Genomic DNA, 14,311 nt, shown 5'->3' with positions numbered 1-14,311 from the left:
GGGGAAACCGGCCGTCGTGCGTTCCGGCTCAGTAGGGCCCGATGAACCCGGCGTCCACGCCGGCCAGTGCGGGCACGGCGGACCGGTCGCCGCCGACCAGGTCCAGACAGGCGTCGGCGATCTTCTGCGCGCCGGGGTGGAACGCCTCCTCCAGCGGCCAGGACACCGGTGCCGGGCAGTCCGGCGGGGTGACCCGGCGCACCGGGGCGCGCAGCGCCTCGGGGACGCGCTCGGCGATGACGGCGGCGACCTCGGCGGAGAAGCCGTAGCGGGCCCAGCTGGTGTCGGCGATCACGACCCGGCCGGTGCGGGCGGCCGAGGAGCAGATGACGTCCTCGTCGAGGGGGCGGACGCTGCGCACGTCGACGACCTCGACGCTGACGCCCTGGCCGGCCAGCAGGTCGGCGGCGCGCTCGGCCTCGTGGACCATCAGGGAGGCGGCCACGACGGTCACGTCGGTGCCGGGGCGGGCGATGCGGCCCTTGCCGAACGGCACCGCGTACGGCTCCTCGGGGACCTCGCCCTCGGTGGCGTACAGCGAGCGGTTCTCCATCAGCACCACGGGGGTGTCGGAGCGCAGGGCGGAGGTCAGCAGGCCCTTGGCGTCGGCGGGTGAGGCGGGGGCGGCCACGTACAGGCCGGGGAAGTGACCGAAGACGGAGTGCAGGCTCTGCGAGTGGGTGGCGCCCTGCCCCCAGCCGCGGCCGACGACGCCGCGCATGACGACGGGGACGCCGCCCTGGTCGCCGTACATGTAGCGCCACTTGGAGGCGAGGTTGATCAGCGCGTCCATGGCCAGGAACATGAAGTCGGCGCGGGTGTGCACCACCAGCGGGCGCAGCCCCTGGTCGGCGGCGCCGATGCAGATGCCGGCGACGGCGTTCTCGCTGTTGGGGGTGTCGATGACCCGGGCGGCGCCGAAGCGCTCGTAGGCCGCGCGGGTGGTGCCGTAGGAGCCCTTGGCGTCGTCGACGTTCTGTCCGGCGACGACGACGGAGGGGTCCGCCTCCATGCACTGCACGGTGGCCTCGGCGATCGCCTGCCAGTACGTGAGCGTCCGGCCCATCGGGTGTTCTCCTGTCAGCTCGCGTGGACGGGGCTGCCGTAGGCGCCGTCGGTGAGGCGGTCGACGGCGGGGAAGGGGGCCGCCTTGGCGGCGGCGACCGCGAGGCGGGTCTCGTCGCGGAACTCCTCGTCCCAGGCGGCGAGCCGGTCCTCGACGTCGGGCGCGGCGGGGCGCAGGGCGTCCGCGGCGCGGCGCACCGGGCAGCGCTCCAGCCAGCTGTCGACCTCCTCGCGGGGGCGGTCGATGCCGGTGTCGTGGCCGGGGCCGACGTGCTCGCGCCAGCGGTAGGTGTCCAGTTCGAGGAAGTACGGGCCCTGTCCGGCGCGGCAGGCGGCGACGGCCCGGCGGGCGGCGGCGTGGACCTCGGCGACGTCGTTGCCGTCGACGCGTTCGGCGGTGATGCCGAAGGCGCGGGCGCGGGCGGTGACGGAGCCGCCGGCGGGCTGGCGGGCGGCGATCGGCGAGGAGATGGAGTAGGCGTTGTTCTCGCAGACGTAGACGACCGGGGCGCGGTGCACGGCGGCGAAGTTGAGCGACTCGTGGAAGACGCCCTCCTCGGCGGCGCCGTCGCCGAAGAACGTCACGACGACCTGCCGCGAGCCCTGCCGGCCGAGCGCCCAGGCGGCGCCGGTGGCCACCGAGATCATCTCGCCGAGGATCGCGGCGGACCCGGCGAAGCCGGCGGCGCGGTCGGTCAGGTGCACGGAGCCGCCGCGTCCGCGGGCGCAGCCGGTCTCCTTGCCGTACAGCTCGGCGACCATGCCGGCGAGGTCGCCGCCCTTGGCGAGGTAGGCGGCGTGGCTGCGGTGGCCGGTGTAGACGAGGTCGTCCTCGCGCAGCGCGGCGCACACCCCGACGGCGGCGGCCTCCTGGCCGATGGAGAAGTGCACGGGGGTGCGCATCTGCTGCTCGTCGCGGTACAGGTCGGCGAGTTCCTCCTCGACGCAGCGGATGCGCACCATCTCCCGGAGCAGCACGGCCGGGTCCGTCACCGCTTCCTCCGGTGTGTTGGGGGTCGGCACGGCCTTCGGTCACCTCCGCAGGTCGGCAGCCGGATCAACGGCAGGGGGTTTGTGGGGCCGATGGTCGCGGGGGCGGGTGGAGCGGGACTGGAGCGGGACCGGAACGCGACGGGGCGGCCGGGCGGGCTCCGCCGAACGCGCGCTCCGCCCGGCGGTACGGGCACCGGCCGCGCGCAAGCGAGCGGGCGAGCCCGCGTGGGGGTGGGCGTACGAGCCGCGCGGTGGTCGGCGGACGAGCCCGCGCGGTGGCGGGGTGGTGGCGCGCTCGGCTGCGGACGTCCCGTGCGGCGTCCGGGCGGGCGGGGTGGGCGATGCGGCCGGTGACGGCGTCGGGGGCGTCGGGGCGCGTGCCGGGCGGCGGGTGGCACGCGGCGGGACAGGGCGGCCGGTGGTGGTGTGGTCGGCGTCGGGGGGCGTGGTGGGTGGTGGGCGGAGTGGTGGGTGCTGCGGGGGCGGCGTGGTGGGTGGTGGGGGGTGTTCGGGCCGGGGCGGTGGGGCTCGACCGGGGCTCCGTCGTCGGGGTCTAGCCTGCGCCTGCCACGCAGGCCACTGAGCAGAGAGGTGCCGTCCATGGCTTTGGCTTCGGCGGAGAGGGAGTTGGGGCGCCGGCTCCAGCTCGTGCAGGGAATCCACTGGCTGTACGGGGCGCAGGGCGACGCGTACGCGGCCCTGTTGCGGGGGTACGGGGGCGATCCGCGGCAGGCGTACGCCCGGGCCCGGGCCGCGGGGCCGCTGTGGCGCAGCCGGCTGGGCACCTGGGTGTGCGCGGGCTACGCGCCGGCCCGCCGCCTGCTCCGGGTGCGTGCCGGTGCCGGGCCCGCGGCGCAGCCGCAGTCGGCGCTCGCCTGGGACGAGGGGCTGCCGGAGGCAGGGGCGCCGGCCGATGCCGGGCGGGTGCGGGAGTCGGCCGAGCGGGCCGCCGGCCGGGCGCTGGCGGGGCTGGGGGGCGAGGTGGACCTGGTGGCCTCCGTGGCGGCGCGGGTGCCGGTGGAGGTCCTCGCCGACCTGCACGGGCTGTCCGGCGCGGACCGCGAGCGGCTGGCCGAGGCCTGTGCGGGGGCGGCGGGCGCGCTGGACGCGGCCCTGGCGCCCCCGGCCTACGACGACGCCGTCCGGCTGCTCGACGCGGTCGGTGTGCTGCGGGAGCTGCTCGGTGACGCGGCGGCCCGGCAGGCGGTGGTGGGCGTGCGGGCGGCGCGGGAGCTGATCGCGGGCGCGCTGCACGCGCTGGTCTCCGTGCCGGAGGCCGGGGCGGCGGCGCCGGACCCGGCACGGCTGGTGACCGAGACGCTCCGGCACGATCCGCCGGTGAAGCTGCACGCGTTCACCGTCGCGGAGGACGTGGAGGTGGCCGGGGAACGGATGGCCGCCGGGGAGCAGGTGGCCGTCCTGGTGGGTGCCGCCAACCGCGATCCGGGCACGTTCGCCGCGTCCGACCGGTTCGCCCCGGACCGCTACGCCGCCGACGGCACGCCCGAGCCCCTGGTGCCGGCGCCGCACGGGGTCGCCGTGGAGGCCTTCGCGCGTGTCCAGGCCGAGGCGGTCCTGGCGGCCGTGGTCGCGTCGCCGCAGGGGGTGCCGGGCGCCGCGGGGAGCGCGGTACGGCTGCCCCGTTGCCCGGTGACGTGGGGGCTGGGGCGCGTCCCGGCCCGCGTGGCGGGGTAGCGGGACAGGGGCGACGCCCGCACCCGCCTCAGGGGCGACGCCCGCACCCGTCGCAGGGCCGGCGCCCACACCCGTCGTGGAGCGCCGGTCGCACCCGTTGTTAGGCGCCGGTCGCACCGTCACAGGGCCGGCGCGCACCGACGCGGCGCACCGCCCGCACCGACGAGGGGCCCCGGCCGTCCGGCCGGGGCCCCTCGTCGTGCGCGCCGCTCAGGCGGCGCGTTCCTGGAAGACGGTGTAGAGGTTGGGTTCGCCCTGACTCAGCTCCCGCAGGGCGGTGCGGTGTGCCGCGAACTCGGGCTGCTTCAGCGCCTGTTCGAAGGAGGCGCGGTCCTCCCACTCGGCCACGTTGACGTACGCGCCGGGCTCGTCCGCGTGCTTGAGCAGGCGGTGGCGGATGAAGCCGGGCTGGGCGCCGAAGAACTCCGACGTCCTGGCGAAGGCCGCTTCGAACTCGGCCGGCGGGCCGGTGACGGTGAAGCGGTTGACGAAGACGATCACGGCTGCTCCTCTCCGGTGGGTGCGCGGTGGGTGCGCGGTGGGTGCGCGGTGGCCGCGCGACGGGTGCGCCGGCGGCCGTCAGCGCACCGCGGCGGGGGACTTGGCGGCCGTGGCCGCCTCGGGGGCCGGCTGCGTACGGCCGGCGGGGGCCGACCGCTGCGGCAGGCGGGCCAGCACCAGGCCCGCCGCGATGACGGCCATGCCGAGGACCTCGCGGGCACCCAGCGCGTAGTCATCCAGCAGCACCATGCCGAGGGTGAGCACGATCGGCACCGCGTACATCACGCTGGACGCCTTGGCGGCGCCCTCCTCACGGATCAGCCAGGCGAAGCACATGTAGATCAGGCCGGTGTTGAGGACGCCGAGCACCAGCAGGGCGCCGATGATCGAGGCGGAGAAGTGCGGGGTGGAGTCGAAACCGCCGTTGGGGAGGTTGATCCCGGCCCAGCCGACGCCGATGACGGCCTGGGTGGTGGCGAGCACCAGCGGCGTCATGGACCGGCCGCCCTCCTCGGCGGGGCCCATGAGCTTCTCCATCAGCAGCATGGACCAGCCGTAGGCGACGGCGGCGACGGCGTTCACGGCCGCGCCGGCCGACAGCCACTCGGCGCCCCAGGGCGCGTAGAGCACGATCACGCCGGCGAAGCCGACGACGAGGCCCGCGATCACCCGGGCCGGAACGCGGTCGGCGCGGCGGGCCGCCAGGTAGAGCAGGACCACGCACAGCGGCACGCTGGCGTTGAACACCGACACCATGTCGGCGTCGGCGCCGACGGCGTCGTCGACCAGCTCGACCAGCAGCACCGGCAGGGCGTTGGCGAGGAAGGCGATCAGCACCAGCCGGGCCCACACGCCCGCCCCGCGCGGCAGCCGGTCCCGGCTGAACGCCAGGATGCCGAGCATGGCCACGGCGCCGACGAGGATGCGGAAGAAGCTGAACTGGGCGGAGTTCAGTCCCCCGAAGACGATCTTGATCCAGAAGTAGCTGGAGCCCCACATCAGGGCGACGGCGGCGAAGCGCGCCGCGGAGTCGAAACGCACGGCGTTTCCTCCCGTGTCTCAGCGGCCCGAGGTGCGCGGGGCACCGGCCGGTCGGATGAAGAGCGCGACGACGAACGCGGCCACGGCGAAGCAGGCGCCCGCGGTGAAGCTGGCGGACATGCTCTCGAGGAACACATGGCCCTGGACGGCCTCCTCGGGCAGGCCGGCCGGCGGGTTCTCGGCGGCGGCGCTGCCGGCGCGGGCGGCGACGGTGACCAGGACGGCCAGGCCCAGCGAGGCGCCGACGGTCTGGAGCGCGTTGTGCACGCTGGAGGCGGCACCGGCCTCGTCGCGGCGCAGGCCGGAGGTGCCGAGGACGGTGGTGGGCAGCACGCAGAAGGCCATGCCGGTGCCGAAGAGGAGCAGGGCGGGCAGGGCGGTGTCCCAGTAGCCGGAGCCGGCCTCCAGGCGGGACAGCCACAGGTTGGCGGCGACGAGCAGCGTGGCGCCGGCGAGCATCAGCCGCTTGGCGCCGACGGCGCGCTCCAGGCGGACGGCCGCCCCGGACATGGTGATCATCGCGATGGCGACCGGGGTGAGGGCGACGGCGGAGGTGAGCGGGCCGTGGCCGGCGATGTGCTGGAAGTACTGGATGAGGAAGAACATGGTGCCGATCAGGGCGCCCTGGACGGCGAAGGTGCCGGTGTAGGCGGTCAGCCGGTTGCGGTCGGCGAACAGCCGCAGCACCACGATGGGCTGCTCGGCGCGCCGCTCGACGAACCAGAACGCCGCGAGCAGCAGGACGCCGGCGGTGAGGGTGCCGACGACCAGGGAGTCGCTCCACGGGTGTTCGGCGACCCGGGCGAGACCGAAGACGAGGGCGGCGGCACCGGCGGTGGACAGCACCGCGCCGGCGAGGTCGAACCGGCCGCGGGTGCGCGGGGTCTCGGCGATGACGAGCGGGGCGAGCAGCAGGATCGCCACGCCGATGGGCACGTTGAGCAGGAGCACCCAGCGCCAGGAGCTGAGGGAGGTCAGCGCGCCGGACAGCAGCAGGCCGCCGGCGGTGCTCAGGGCGCCGACCGCGGTGCACACCGCGATGGCCTTCTTGCGTCCGGCGCCCTCGGGGAACAGGCTCAGCACGAGGGCGAGCGCGCTGGGCGCGGCGAACGCCGCCCCGATGCCCTGGACGGCGCGTACGGCGATGAGGAACTCGCCGGAGGGTGCGAGGCCGCGCAGCGCCGCGGCGGCGGTGAACAGGGCGACGCCGGCGAGGAAGACCCGGCGGCGGCCCAGCAGGTCGCCGGTGCGGCCGCCGAGCAGCAGCAGTCCGCCGAAGGTGAGCAGGTAGGCGTTGAGGACCCAGCCCAGGCCGACCGGGCCGAGGCCGAGGTCCTGGCCCATGCCGGGCAGGGCGATGTGCACCATCGACTCGTCGATCATGATCATCGCGTTGCAGGTGGCCAGCAGGCCGAGCGCGAGTCCGGCGCGGGCCGTGGTGGCCGGTTTCGGCGGCGCCGTGCCGAGCGCCGGTGGTTCGGTGACGTGCGCGGACATGCCGTGCCTCCAGGGGACGTGGTCGGGCGGACGGTGCCGGTTGCGGCGGCGCGTGAGCGGCCGCGGGACCCCGGCTCCGACGGTCCATCCACGGCACGTGCACGGCGCCTGGACACCGTCCCAACGGCCGCTAGAGCCGTCTTCGAGCCACGGTGGCTAACGTTCGCCGGTATGACGGAACGTCAGGAAAAAGCAGGACGAGGGCGCGTGGCCGTGGTCACCGGCGGCGGCACGGGCATCGGACGGGCGACGGCGAGGGCGCTGGCCGCGGACGGGGCGCGGGTGCTGGTGGTGGGCCGCACGGCGGACACGCTGGCGGGCACGGCGGCCGGACACGGGGCGGCCGTGCGGACCCTGGTGGCGGATCTGACGGACGACGGCGCCCCGGAGCGGATCACGGCCGCGGCGCTGGACGCCTTCGGCCGGCTGGACGTGCTGGTGCACAACGCGGCGGCGGTGCTGCCCGAGCCGGCCGGCGCGGTGACGCGGGAGCACGCCCGGACCCAGGTGGAGACCAATCTGGTCGCGCCGGTGATGCTGACCCGGGCCGCGCTGCCGGCGCTGGCCGCGGCGCGCGGCACGGTGGTGGCGGTGGGCACCGCGGCGGTGCAGGGGCGCCGGGCGTTCGCGGGACTGTCGCTGTACGGCGCGACGAAGACGGCGCTGGACTTCCTGGTGCGTACCTGGGCGGTGGAGCTGGCGCCGCTGGGGGTGCGCGCGGTGGGGGTGGCGCCCGGCGAGACGGACACCGGCATCGGGGAGCGCATGGGGTGGAGCGCGGCGGACATCGCCCGCCACCAGGCCGAGGCGGCGGCGCGCACGCCCTCGGGCCGGGTGGGCCGGCCCGAGGACGCCGCCTGGTGGATCGTCCGGCTCACCCGGCCCGAGGGCGCCTGGGCGAGCGGCACGGTGGTGGCCGTGGACGGCGCCGCGTCGGTGGTCTGAGGGACTGCCGTCCGGACCGGGACGCGTCCGCGTCCCGGTCCGGACGACGGGCACTAGGCGGCGGCCTCGGCGGTCAGCCGCTCCAGCTCGCGCACCGCCTCGTTGGGCGTGGGCTCGGCGAGGATCTCGGACCGCACCCGGTCGGCGGCCTTGGTGAAGGACTCCTCGGTGAGCAGCCGGGCGACGGCCGTGCGCAGCGCGTCGACGGTGAGGTCGGCGGCGGGCAGGTACAGCCCGTAGCCGAGTTCGGCGACGCGGCGGGCCTTGGCCACCGTGTCCCAGCCGTAGGGCAGCATCAACTGGGGCACGCCGTGCACTTCGGCGGTGGCGCGGGTGCCGATGCCGCCGTGGTGGACGACCGCCGCGCAGGTCGGCAGCAGGTCGTTCAGCGGTACGAACTCCTCCAGCCGTACGTTGTCCGGCACCGGGCCCAGCTGGTCGCGGGCGTCGGCGCCGAGCGTCGCGACGATCTCGGCGTCGAGGCCGGCGAGGCCGTCGAGGAGCGCGCCGAAGGAGAACGGCGCGTGGTCGAGTTCGCCGGACAGGCCCAGCGTCAGGCAGACCCGGGGCCGCTCGGCGGGGGCGCGCAGCCAGCCCGGGACGACGGAGGCCCCGTTGTGCGGCACGTGGCGCACGCCGACGGTGCGCAGCCCGAGGTCGAGGCGTGAGCCGGGCGGGGTGATGTCGATGGTCCACTGGCCGGTGACCATCTCCTCGGTGAAGCCGAGGTGGGGTGCGTAGCGGCGCACGGCCCGGCCGAGCCATTCGGCGGTGGGGTCCTGCACGGGTCCCGGCAGGGCGGCGGACTGGCGCAGGAACTCCTGACGGGCCCGGACGGTGATGTCCACGCCGTGCAGCAGCCGGGCGTGCGCGGCGCCGACGGCGCGGGCGGCGACGGCGCCCGCGAAGGTGTGCTGCTCCCAGACGACCAGGTCGGGGCGCCAGTGCCGGGCGTAGGCGACGAGGTCGTCGAGCATGGCGTCGTTGCTGACCGACGCGTACAGGGAGGCGACCGCGATGTTCTCCAGGGCGAGCAGGGACTCGTGGGTCCACTGTCCGGGGTCGTCGCGGGTGAAGTCGAAGCCCTGCACGTGGCCGGAGCCGTCCTCGAGGACCTGCCCGAGGAGTTCGGGGGCGTGCGGGTCGTTGAAGTACCAGTCGGGGGTGCCGACGGGCACCGCGGTGAGCCCGGCCGCGGTGATCTGCCCGGTGATGTCGGGATGGCTGGCGACGCGCACCTCGTGCCCGGCGGTGCGCAGCGCGGAGGCGAGCGGCACCATCGAGAAGTAGTGGGTGTGGTGCGGGAAGGAGACGAACAGGACCCTCATCGGTCCCACCGCCCGTGCGGCGGGCGGACGGACAGGGTGTGGCGGAAGACGTCGCGCGGGTCCCAGACGGCCTTGACGCGCTGGAGCCGGGCGTAGGCGTCCTTGTAGTAGAGCCGGTGCCAGGGCACGCCGGAGGTGTTCCAGCGGGCGTCGGCGGTGTCGATGTCGGGGTAGTTGATGTAGCAGCCGTCGCTGTCGCGGCCGGGCACGGGGACGCCGCCGGTGGAGGCGTACACGTCGCGGTAGAGCCGGCGCAGCCAGTCGATCGACTCGCCGTCGGCGTCGGGGTCCTGCCAGGTGTTCATGAACAGGGCCTTGAGGACGGAGTCGCGGTGCGTGGAGGCCGTCGTGTGCTCGGGGACGGTGTTGACGCGACCGCCGAAGGACTGGAGGGAGACCGAGGCGGCCTCGTGCCGGTGGCCGGTGCTGTTGAGGTAGGTGTACAGCACGTCGGCCTGGTCCTCGCGCCAGCCGCGGCGCAGATACGCCGACTTGATCTTCTGGCGGCCCACCTCGTAGTCCTGGGAGGCGGCGAGGTCCTGGGTGGCGGTGAGCCAGGGCTGCTCGGTGATCTCGGAGATCTGCGGGGAGCCGCCGACGCCGTCGGCGACGGCCTCGGCGTAGGCCTGGAGCAGCTTCCCGGCGTCCGGGCGGGTGCCGTCCATGTGCGCGAAGCTGACGGCGGCCGGGGTCGGTTCGGCGTCGGCGGAGGCGGGCCGCCCGTACATCACCAGGCCGCCGAAGAGACCGGCGTACGGGGAGCGGGCGTCGCTGTTGCGTTCGTGCCACTGTCCGTGGTTGCGCACCAGCCGGCGGAAGGAGGCCCGGTCCAGGCCCTCCCGCGGCACGTACACCATGCCGGACAGGACGGTGCCGGGCGGGCGGGGCAGCAGGCGGGACGGCTCGTCGCAGCCGCGCGGCGCGTCGGGCGAGCGGAACCAGTAGCGGGTGACGATGCCGAAGTTGCCACCGCCACCGCCGGTGTGCGCCCACCACAGGTCGCGGCGGGGCCCGTGGTCGTCGCGGCTGGCGACGACGGCGCGGGCCCGGCCGCGGGCGTCGACGACGACCTCGACGGCGTACAGGTGGTCGGCGGCGAGGCCGAAGGCGCGGGAGAGCGCGCCGTAGCCGCCGCCCGTGACGTGCCCGCCGAGGCCGACGGTGGCGCTGGCGCCGCCGGGCAGGGTGACGCCCCACCCGTAGTAGAGCTTCTTGTACACGTCCATCAGGCGGGCGCCGGCCTCCACCATGAAGGCGCGCCGTCGCGTGTCGTAGGTGACGGCGTCCATCGCGGCGAGGTCGACGACCACGCGGACGGCGGGGTCGCCGACGACGTTCTCGAAGCAGTGGCCGCCGCTGCGCACGGCGATCCGCTTGCCGGCGCGCACCGCGTCGCCGACGGCGTCGACGACGTCGGCGGTGGTGGTGGCGAGCCGGAACGCCTCGGGGCGGGCGGTGAAGCGCTTGTTGCTGCCCCGGGTGGACAGGTCGGCGTAGCGCGGGTCGCCGGGGGTGACGGTGGCGGCCTCCCCCGTGGGCGCCGGGGTGTCCTGCGCGGCGGCGGGAGCGATGCCGGCGGCGGTCAGGCCGGCGGCGGCGCCCGCGGTGAGGGAGCCGGCGACGAAACGGCGGCGGCTGGGAACGGTCATCGTGCACCTTTCTCGGTGGCTCGGGCCTGACGGCGGACCGGCTCGGGCGGTCAGGCCGCGCTGAGGACGGCCGCCGAGTTGAAGCCGCCCCGGCCGCGGGCCAGGACGAGGGCGTGGCGGACGGTGGTGTCGCGGGGGGTGGTGACGAGGTCGACGGGGCAGTCGGCGGCGGGCGCGGTGGTGCCGGTGGTCGGCGGGATCACCTGGTCGCGCAGGGACAGCAGGGCCGCGGCCACGTCGAGGGAGGCGCCGCCGGCCAGCAGTCGTCCGGTCATCGTCTTCGGCGCGGTGACCGGCACGCCGCGGGGACCGAACAGGGCGGCGAGCGCCTCGGCCTCGGCGCGGTCGGCGGCGCGGGCGCCCGCGGCGTCGGCGAAGACCACGTCGACGTCGTCGGGGCGCAGCCCGGCGTCGGCGAGGGCGAGGCGGGCGGCGTCGCCCAGGCGCGGGGTGCCGGGGCCGTCGAAGGTGGCCGCGTACCCGGTGAACGCGCCGTGGACGCGGGCGTCGCGCTCGCGGGCGGCGGCGTCGCTCTCCAGGACGAACAGGGCGCCGCCCTCGCCGACGACGTGGCCGCTCGCCTCGGCGTCGAAGGGCAGGTAGGCGCGAGCGGGGTCGGTGACGCGGCTCAGCTCGTCCGCGGCGAGGTGGGCGGCCCAGCCCCACGGGCACAGCGCCGAGTCGACGCCGCCGGTGACCATCAGGCGGGCGCCCTTGCGGATCTGGCGCCGGGCGTGGGCGATCGCGTCGAGGCCGCCGGCCTGCTCGCTGACGACGACGCCGCTGGAGCCGCGCAGCCCGTGCCGGATGGAGATCTGGCCGGTGTTGACGGCGTAGAACCAGGCGAAGGACTGGTAGGCGCTGACGTGCTGGCCGCCCTTGGACCACAGGGCCTGGAGTTCGCGCTGCCCGAACTCGAAGCCGCCCGCGGAGGAGGCGGTGACCACGCCGGCTCCGTACTCGGGCAGCGCGTCGGGGTCGCTGCCGCAGTCGTCGAGGGCCTCCTTGGCGGCGGCCAGCGACAGCCGGGTGACCCGGTCGGTCTGCGGCAGCAGCCGGCTGGGAAGGTGCTCGTCGTCGACGAAGCCGGGGACCTCGCCGGCGATGCGCACCGGGTAGCGGGAGGCGTCGAAGCGGGTCACGGGACGGATGCCGCTCTCGCCCCGCAGGGTCGCCGCCCACCAGGCCTCGGTGCCCAGCCCGTTGGGGGCGGCGACGCCGATGCCGGTGACGACGGAGCCGGTGGCGGTGGGGGCGCCCGGCCGGGCGGCGGGGCGGTCCAGGGTCGCTGTGGTCATGCCGCCTCCTGAAGTCGCGGCCGGGTGAGGACGATGGCGCTCTGGAAGCCGCCGAAGCCGCTGCCGACGCTGAGCACGGTGTCGGTGCGCTGTTCCCGCGCGGTGAGCGGGGTGTAGTCGAGGTCGCAGGCCGGGTCGGCCTCGTGCAGGTTGGCCGTCGGCGGCACGGTGTCGTGCTCGATGGCCAGGGCGCTGGCGGCCACCTCCAGCGAGCCGATCGCACCGAGCGAATGGCCGATCATGGACTTGATGGAGCTGACGGGCACCTGGTAGGCGTGGTCGCCGAGGCTGCGCTTGAACGCGGCGGTCTCGTGCCGGTCGTTCTGCTTGGTGCCGGAGCCGTGGGCGTTGACGTAGTCGACGGCGGTGGGGTCGAGGCGGGCCTCGTCGAGCGCGGCGCGGATGGCCTCGGCCATCTCCACGCCGTCGGACTTCAGTCCGGTCATGTGGTAGGCGTTGCTGCGCCCGGCGAAGCCGGCGATCTCGGCGTAGACGTGGGCGCCGCGCCGGCGGGCGTGCTCGAACTCCTCCAGGACCAGCACGGCCGAGCCCTCGCCGAGGACGAAGCCGTTGCGGGAGCGGTCGAAGGGCCGCGAGGCGGTCCCGGGTTCGTCGTTGCGGGGGCTGGTCGCCTTGATGGCGTCGAAGCAGGCCACGGTGATCGGGGAGATCGGTGCCTCGGTGGCGCCGGTCACCATCACGTCGGCGCTGCCCTCGCGGATCAGGTCGACGGCGTGCCCGACGGAGTCCAGGCCGGAGGTGCAGCCGGTGGAGACCAGCGACACCGGGCCCTGGGCGCCGACGGCGCCGGCCACCTCGGCCGCCATCGAGCTGGGCACGAAGTAGTCGAAGAGGTGGGCGACGGCGCGGGTGTGGTCGACCTCCCAGGTGCTGCCGTTCTCGCTGACCACGCCGTACTCGTTGTCGAGGCCGGTGGTGCAGCCGACGGCGCTGCCGAGGGTGACGCCGGTGCGCACCGGGTCCAGGGCGCCGGTGAGCCCGCTGTCCTCGACCGCCTCCCGGGCGCTGACGAGGGCGAACTGGGCGGCGCGGTCGAGGCGGGCGGCCTCGGCGGGCCCGAATCCGTGGGCGGCGGGGTCGAAGTCCGCCTCGGCGGCGATGCGCGAGCGGAACGAGGACGCGTCGAACAGCGTGATGCCGCGCGTGGCGGTGCGGCCCGCGGTCAGCGTGTCCCAGAACGCCCGGGTGCCCACGCCGCCCGGGGCGACGACCCCGATGCCGGTGATGACGACCCGCCTCATCGGTTGTCCCTCACAGTTGTCCTCCAGATATGAGCCCAGGTAGGAGCCGAGTGCGCCGCACGACGCGGCAGGCGCGGCCGATCAGCCGGGGTGCGTGCGGGCCGCGGACGAAGAAGTGGTCGCCGGGGACGGTGCGTCTGACCAGCCGGCCGGTGGTCCAGCGCGCCCAGCCGTCCAGCGACGGCGCGCCGACGACGGGGTCGTCCTGTCCTCCGACGGCCAGGACGGGTACCGGCAGCGGGCCGTGCGCGCCGTCGGCGAGGGCGGCGGAGCGCAGGGCGGCGGCGAGGACGAGGTCGTCCCGCAGCACGGGCAGCACGGACCGGTGCCAGACGCTGCCGGGGGCGGCGAGTGCGCCGCCGGGTGCCGCGCCGAGGTCGGTGACGAACCGCAGCAGCCGGTCGTCGGTGATGTCGTCGCCGTGGCGCACCGGCACGGTGTGCGGTGCCGGGCTGGCGCCGACGGCGAGCAGTCCGGGGGCGGGCAGCCCACGGTCGATGAGCGCGCGGGCGAGGGTGTAGGCGACGATGCCGCCCAGGCTGTGCCCGTACATCGCGTACGGGCGGCCGTCGGCCACCTCGTCGGCCAGCGGGCCGAGGAGGGTGCCGAGCAGTTCCTCGCGGGTTCTCGCCCGGGGTTCGCGGCGCCGGGTCTCCCGGCCGGGCAGCAGCACCGGCACCGTGGTGACCCCGGGGCCGGTCCTGGCGCGCCAGTGCGCGAATCCGGACACGCCCGCGCCGGCGTGCGCGAAGCAGTACAGCGTGACCGGCGTGCCGTCCCGCATGGTGTGTCGCACCTCCTCGGCCGCCGTGGGTGGAGCGCATCGGCTGCCTCCGAGCCTCGCGGACGTGCCTGGAGCACGACTCGAATCGGCCACGGGCGGGCCCGGGCCGGGGCCCGGGCCGGGTCTTCGGGAGGGCGACGAGGAGGGCGACTGGGAGGGTCAGTATCGGTAGTGGTCGGGCTTGTACGGGCCCTCCACCTTCACGCCGATGTACTCGGCCTGCTCCGGGCGCAGCGTCGTCAGTTTGACGCCG

Annotated in this window: 13 protein-coding genes; 2 read left to right on the top strand and 11 right to left on the bottom strand. The window is 75.7% G+C overall.

The features are described from left to right. Window positions 1-28: 28 nt before the first annotated feature. Both ACZ45Q_RS31855 and ACZ45Q_RS31850 read right to left on the bottom strand, forming a co-directional pair. Entirely contained in the window at window positions 29-1,066 is a 1,038-nt protein-coding gene (locus ACZ45Q_RS31855) for an alpha-ketoacid dehydrogenase subunit beta (RefSeq protein ID WP_468267853.1), read from the bottom strand. 14 nt (window positions 1,067-1,080) lie between these two features. Further along, the gene (locus tag ACZ45Q_RS31850) at window positions 1,081-2,088 is read right to left on the bottom strand and encodes a thiamine pyrophosphate-dependent dehydrogenase E1 component subunit alpha (protein ID WP_468267850.1); all 1,008 of its coding nucleotides are present in this window, start codon (window positions 2,086-2,088) and stop codon (window positions 1,081-1,083) included. A gap of 570 nt (window positions 2,089-2,658) precedes the next feature. Here ACZ45Q_RS31850 and ACZ45Q_RS31845 point away from each other — a divergent pair. Then, window positions 2,659-3,753, top strand: coding sequence for a cytochrome P450 (locus ACZ45Q_RS31845; RefSeq protein WP_468267847.1), 1,095 nt, complete (start codon window positions 2,659-2,661; stop codon window positions 3,751-3,753). Between the two features lie 210 nt (window positions 3,754-3,963). Here ACZ45Q_RS31845 and ACZ45Q_RS31840 read toward each other — a convergent pair whose 3' ends face one another. The 3 genes from ACZ45Q_RS31840 to ACZ45Q_RS31830 all read right to left on the bottom strand — a co-directional run bounded on the left by ACZ45Q_RS31840 (window position 3,964) and on the right by ACZ45Q_RS31830 (window position 6,792). After that, entirely contained in the window at window positions 3,964-4,254 is a 291-nt protein-coding gene (locus ACZ45Q_RS31840) for an antibiotic biosynthesis monooxygenase family protein (RefSeq protein WP_468267844.1), read from the bottom strand. A gap of 78 nt (window positions 4,255-4,332) precedes the next feature. Beyond that, a complete protein-coding gene (locus tag ACZ45Q_RS31835) occupies window positions 4,333-5,295 on the bottom strand; it encodes a DMT family transporter (RefSeq protein WP_468267841.1) in 963 nt (320 codons plus the stop codon). An 18-nt stretch (window positions 5,296-5,313) separates the two neighbouring features. After that, the gene (locus ACZ45Q_RS31830; protein WP_468267838.1) at window positions 5,314-6,792 is read right to left on the bottom strand and encodes an MFS transporter; all 1,479 of its coding nucleotides are present in this window, start codon (window positions 6,790-6,792) and stop codon (window positions 5,314-5,316) included. A gap of 207 nt (window positions 6,793-6,999) precedes the next feature. On the opposite strand from ACZ45Q_RS31830, the gene ACZ45Q_RS31825 reads away from it, so the two are divergent. Beyond that, window positions 7,000-7,737: an SDR family NAD(P)-dependent oxidoreductase gene (locus ACZ45Q_RS31825; RefSeq protein WP_468267835.1), complete on the top strand. Its 738-nt coding sequence runs from the start codon at window positions 7,000-7,002 to the stop codon at window positions 7,735-7,737. Window positions 7,738-7,790: 53 nt separating this feature from the next. On the opposite strand, the gene ACZ45Q_RS31820 is transcribed toward ACZ45Q_RS31825, so the two are convergent. From ACZ45Q_RS31820 to ACZ45Q_RS31795, 6 genes are all read right to left on the bottom strand, one after another. Next, window positions 7,791-9,065: an activator-dependent family glycosyltransferase gene (locus tag ACZ45Q_RS31820; protein ID WP_468267832.1), complete on the bottom strand. Its 1,275-nt coding sequence runs from the start codon at window positions 9,063-9,065 to the stop codon at window positions 7,791-7,793. Further along, window positions 9,062-10,714 (bottom strand): FAD-binding oxidoreductase, encoded by a 1,653-nt coding sequence (locus ACZ45Q_RS31815; RefSeq protein WP_468267829.1) that lies wholly within the window; start codon window positions 10,712-10,714, stop codon window positions 9,062-9,064. The genes ACZ45Q_RS31820 and ACZ45Q_RS31815 overlap by 4 nt, the downstream gene beginning before the upstream one ends. A gap of 50 nt (window positions 10,715-10,764) precedes the next feature. Further along, entirely contained in the window at window positions 10,765-12,012 is a 1,248-nt protein-coding gene (locus ACZ45Q_RS31810; RefSeq protein WP_468267826.1) for a ketosynthase chain-length factor, read from the bottom strand. Beyond that, entirely contained in the window at window positions 12,009-13,274 is a 1,266-nt protein-coding gene (locus tag ACZ45Q_RS31805; RefSeq protein WP_468267823.1) for a beta-ketoacyl-[acyl-carrier-protein] synthase family protein, read from the bottom strand. Before ACZ45Q_RS31805 ends, ACZ45Q_RS31810 begins: the two co-directional genes overlap by 4 nt. Before the next feature lie 10 nt (window positions 13,275-13,284). Continuing rightward, on the bottom strand, window positions 13,285-14,058 hold the full coding sequence (locus ACZ45Q_RS31800; protein ID WP_468267821.1) for a thioesterase II family protein: 774 nt from the start codon (window positions 14,056-14,058) through the stop codon (window positions 13,285-13,287). 159 nt (window positions 14,059-14,217) lie between these two features. Beyond that, window positions 14,218-14,311: adenosylhomocysteinase (locus ACZ45Q_RS31795; RefSeq protein ID WP_351650166.1), on the bottom strand; the 94-nt coding region annotated here is incomplete at its 5' end.

The organism is Streptomyces sp. NPDC031049 (assembly GCF_055571015.1).
The sequence above is the reverse complement of the archived record's forward strand: the minus strand, read 5'-3'. Positions and strand labels throughout refer to the sequence as shown.

What these genes read in the sequence shown, in the direction of transcription:
- ACZ45Q_RS31815 (WP_468267829.1), bottom strand. Translation starts at nt 10,714, where the DNA reads ATGACCGTTCCCAGCCGCCGCCGTTTCGTCGCCGGCTCCCTCACCGCG.
- ACZ45Q_RS31800 (WP_468267821.1), bottom strand. Translation starts at nt 14,058, where the DNA reads ATGCGGGACGGCACGCCGGTCACGCTGTACTGCTTCGCGCACGCCGGC.
- ACZ45Q_RS31820 (WP_468267832.1), bottom strand. Translation starts at nt 9,065, where the DNA reads ATGAGGGTCCTGTTCGTCTCCTTCCCGCACCACACCCACTACTTCTCG.
- ACZ45Q_RS31855 (WP_468267853.1), bottom strand. Translation starts at nt 1,066, where the DNA reads ATGGGCCGGACGCTCACGTACTGGCAGGCGATCGCCGAGGCCACCGTG.
- ACZ45Q_RS31845 (WP_468267847.1), top strand. Translation starts at nt 2,659, where the DNA reads ATGGCTTTGGCTTCGGCGGAGAGGGAGTTGGGGCGCCGGCTCCAGCTC.
- ACZ45Q_RS31810 (WP_468267826.1), bottom strand. Translation starts at nt 12,012, where the DNA reads ATGACCACAGCGACCCTGGACCGCCCCGCCGCCCGGCCGGGCGCCCCC.
- ACZ45Q_RS31830 (WP_468267838.1), bottom strand. Translation starts at nt 6,792, where the DNA reads ATGTCCGCGCACGTCACCGAACCACCGGCGCTCGGCACGGCGCCGCCG.
- ACZ45Q_RS31805 (WP_468267823.1), bottom strand. Translation starts at nt 13,274, where the DNA reads ATGAGGCGGGTCGTCATCACCGGCATCGGGGTCGTCGCCCCGGGCGGC.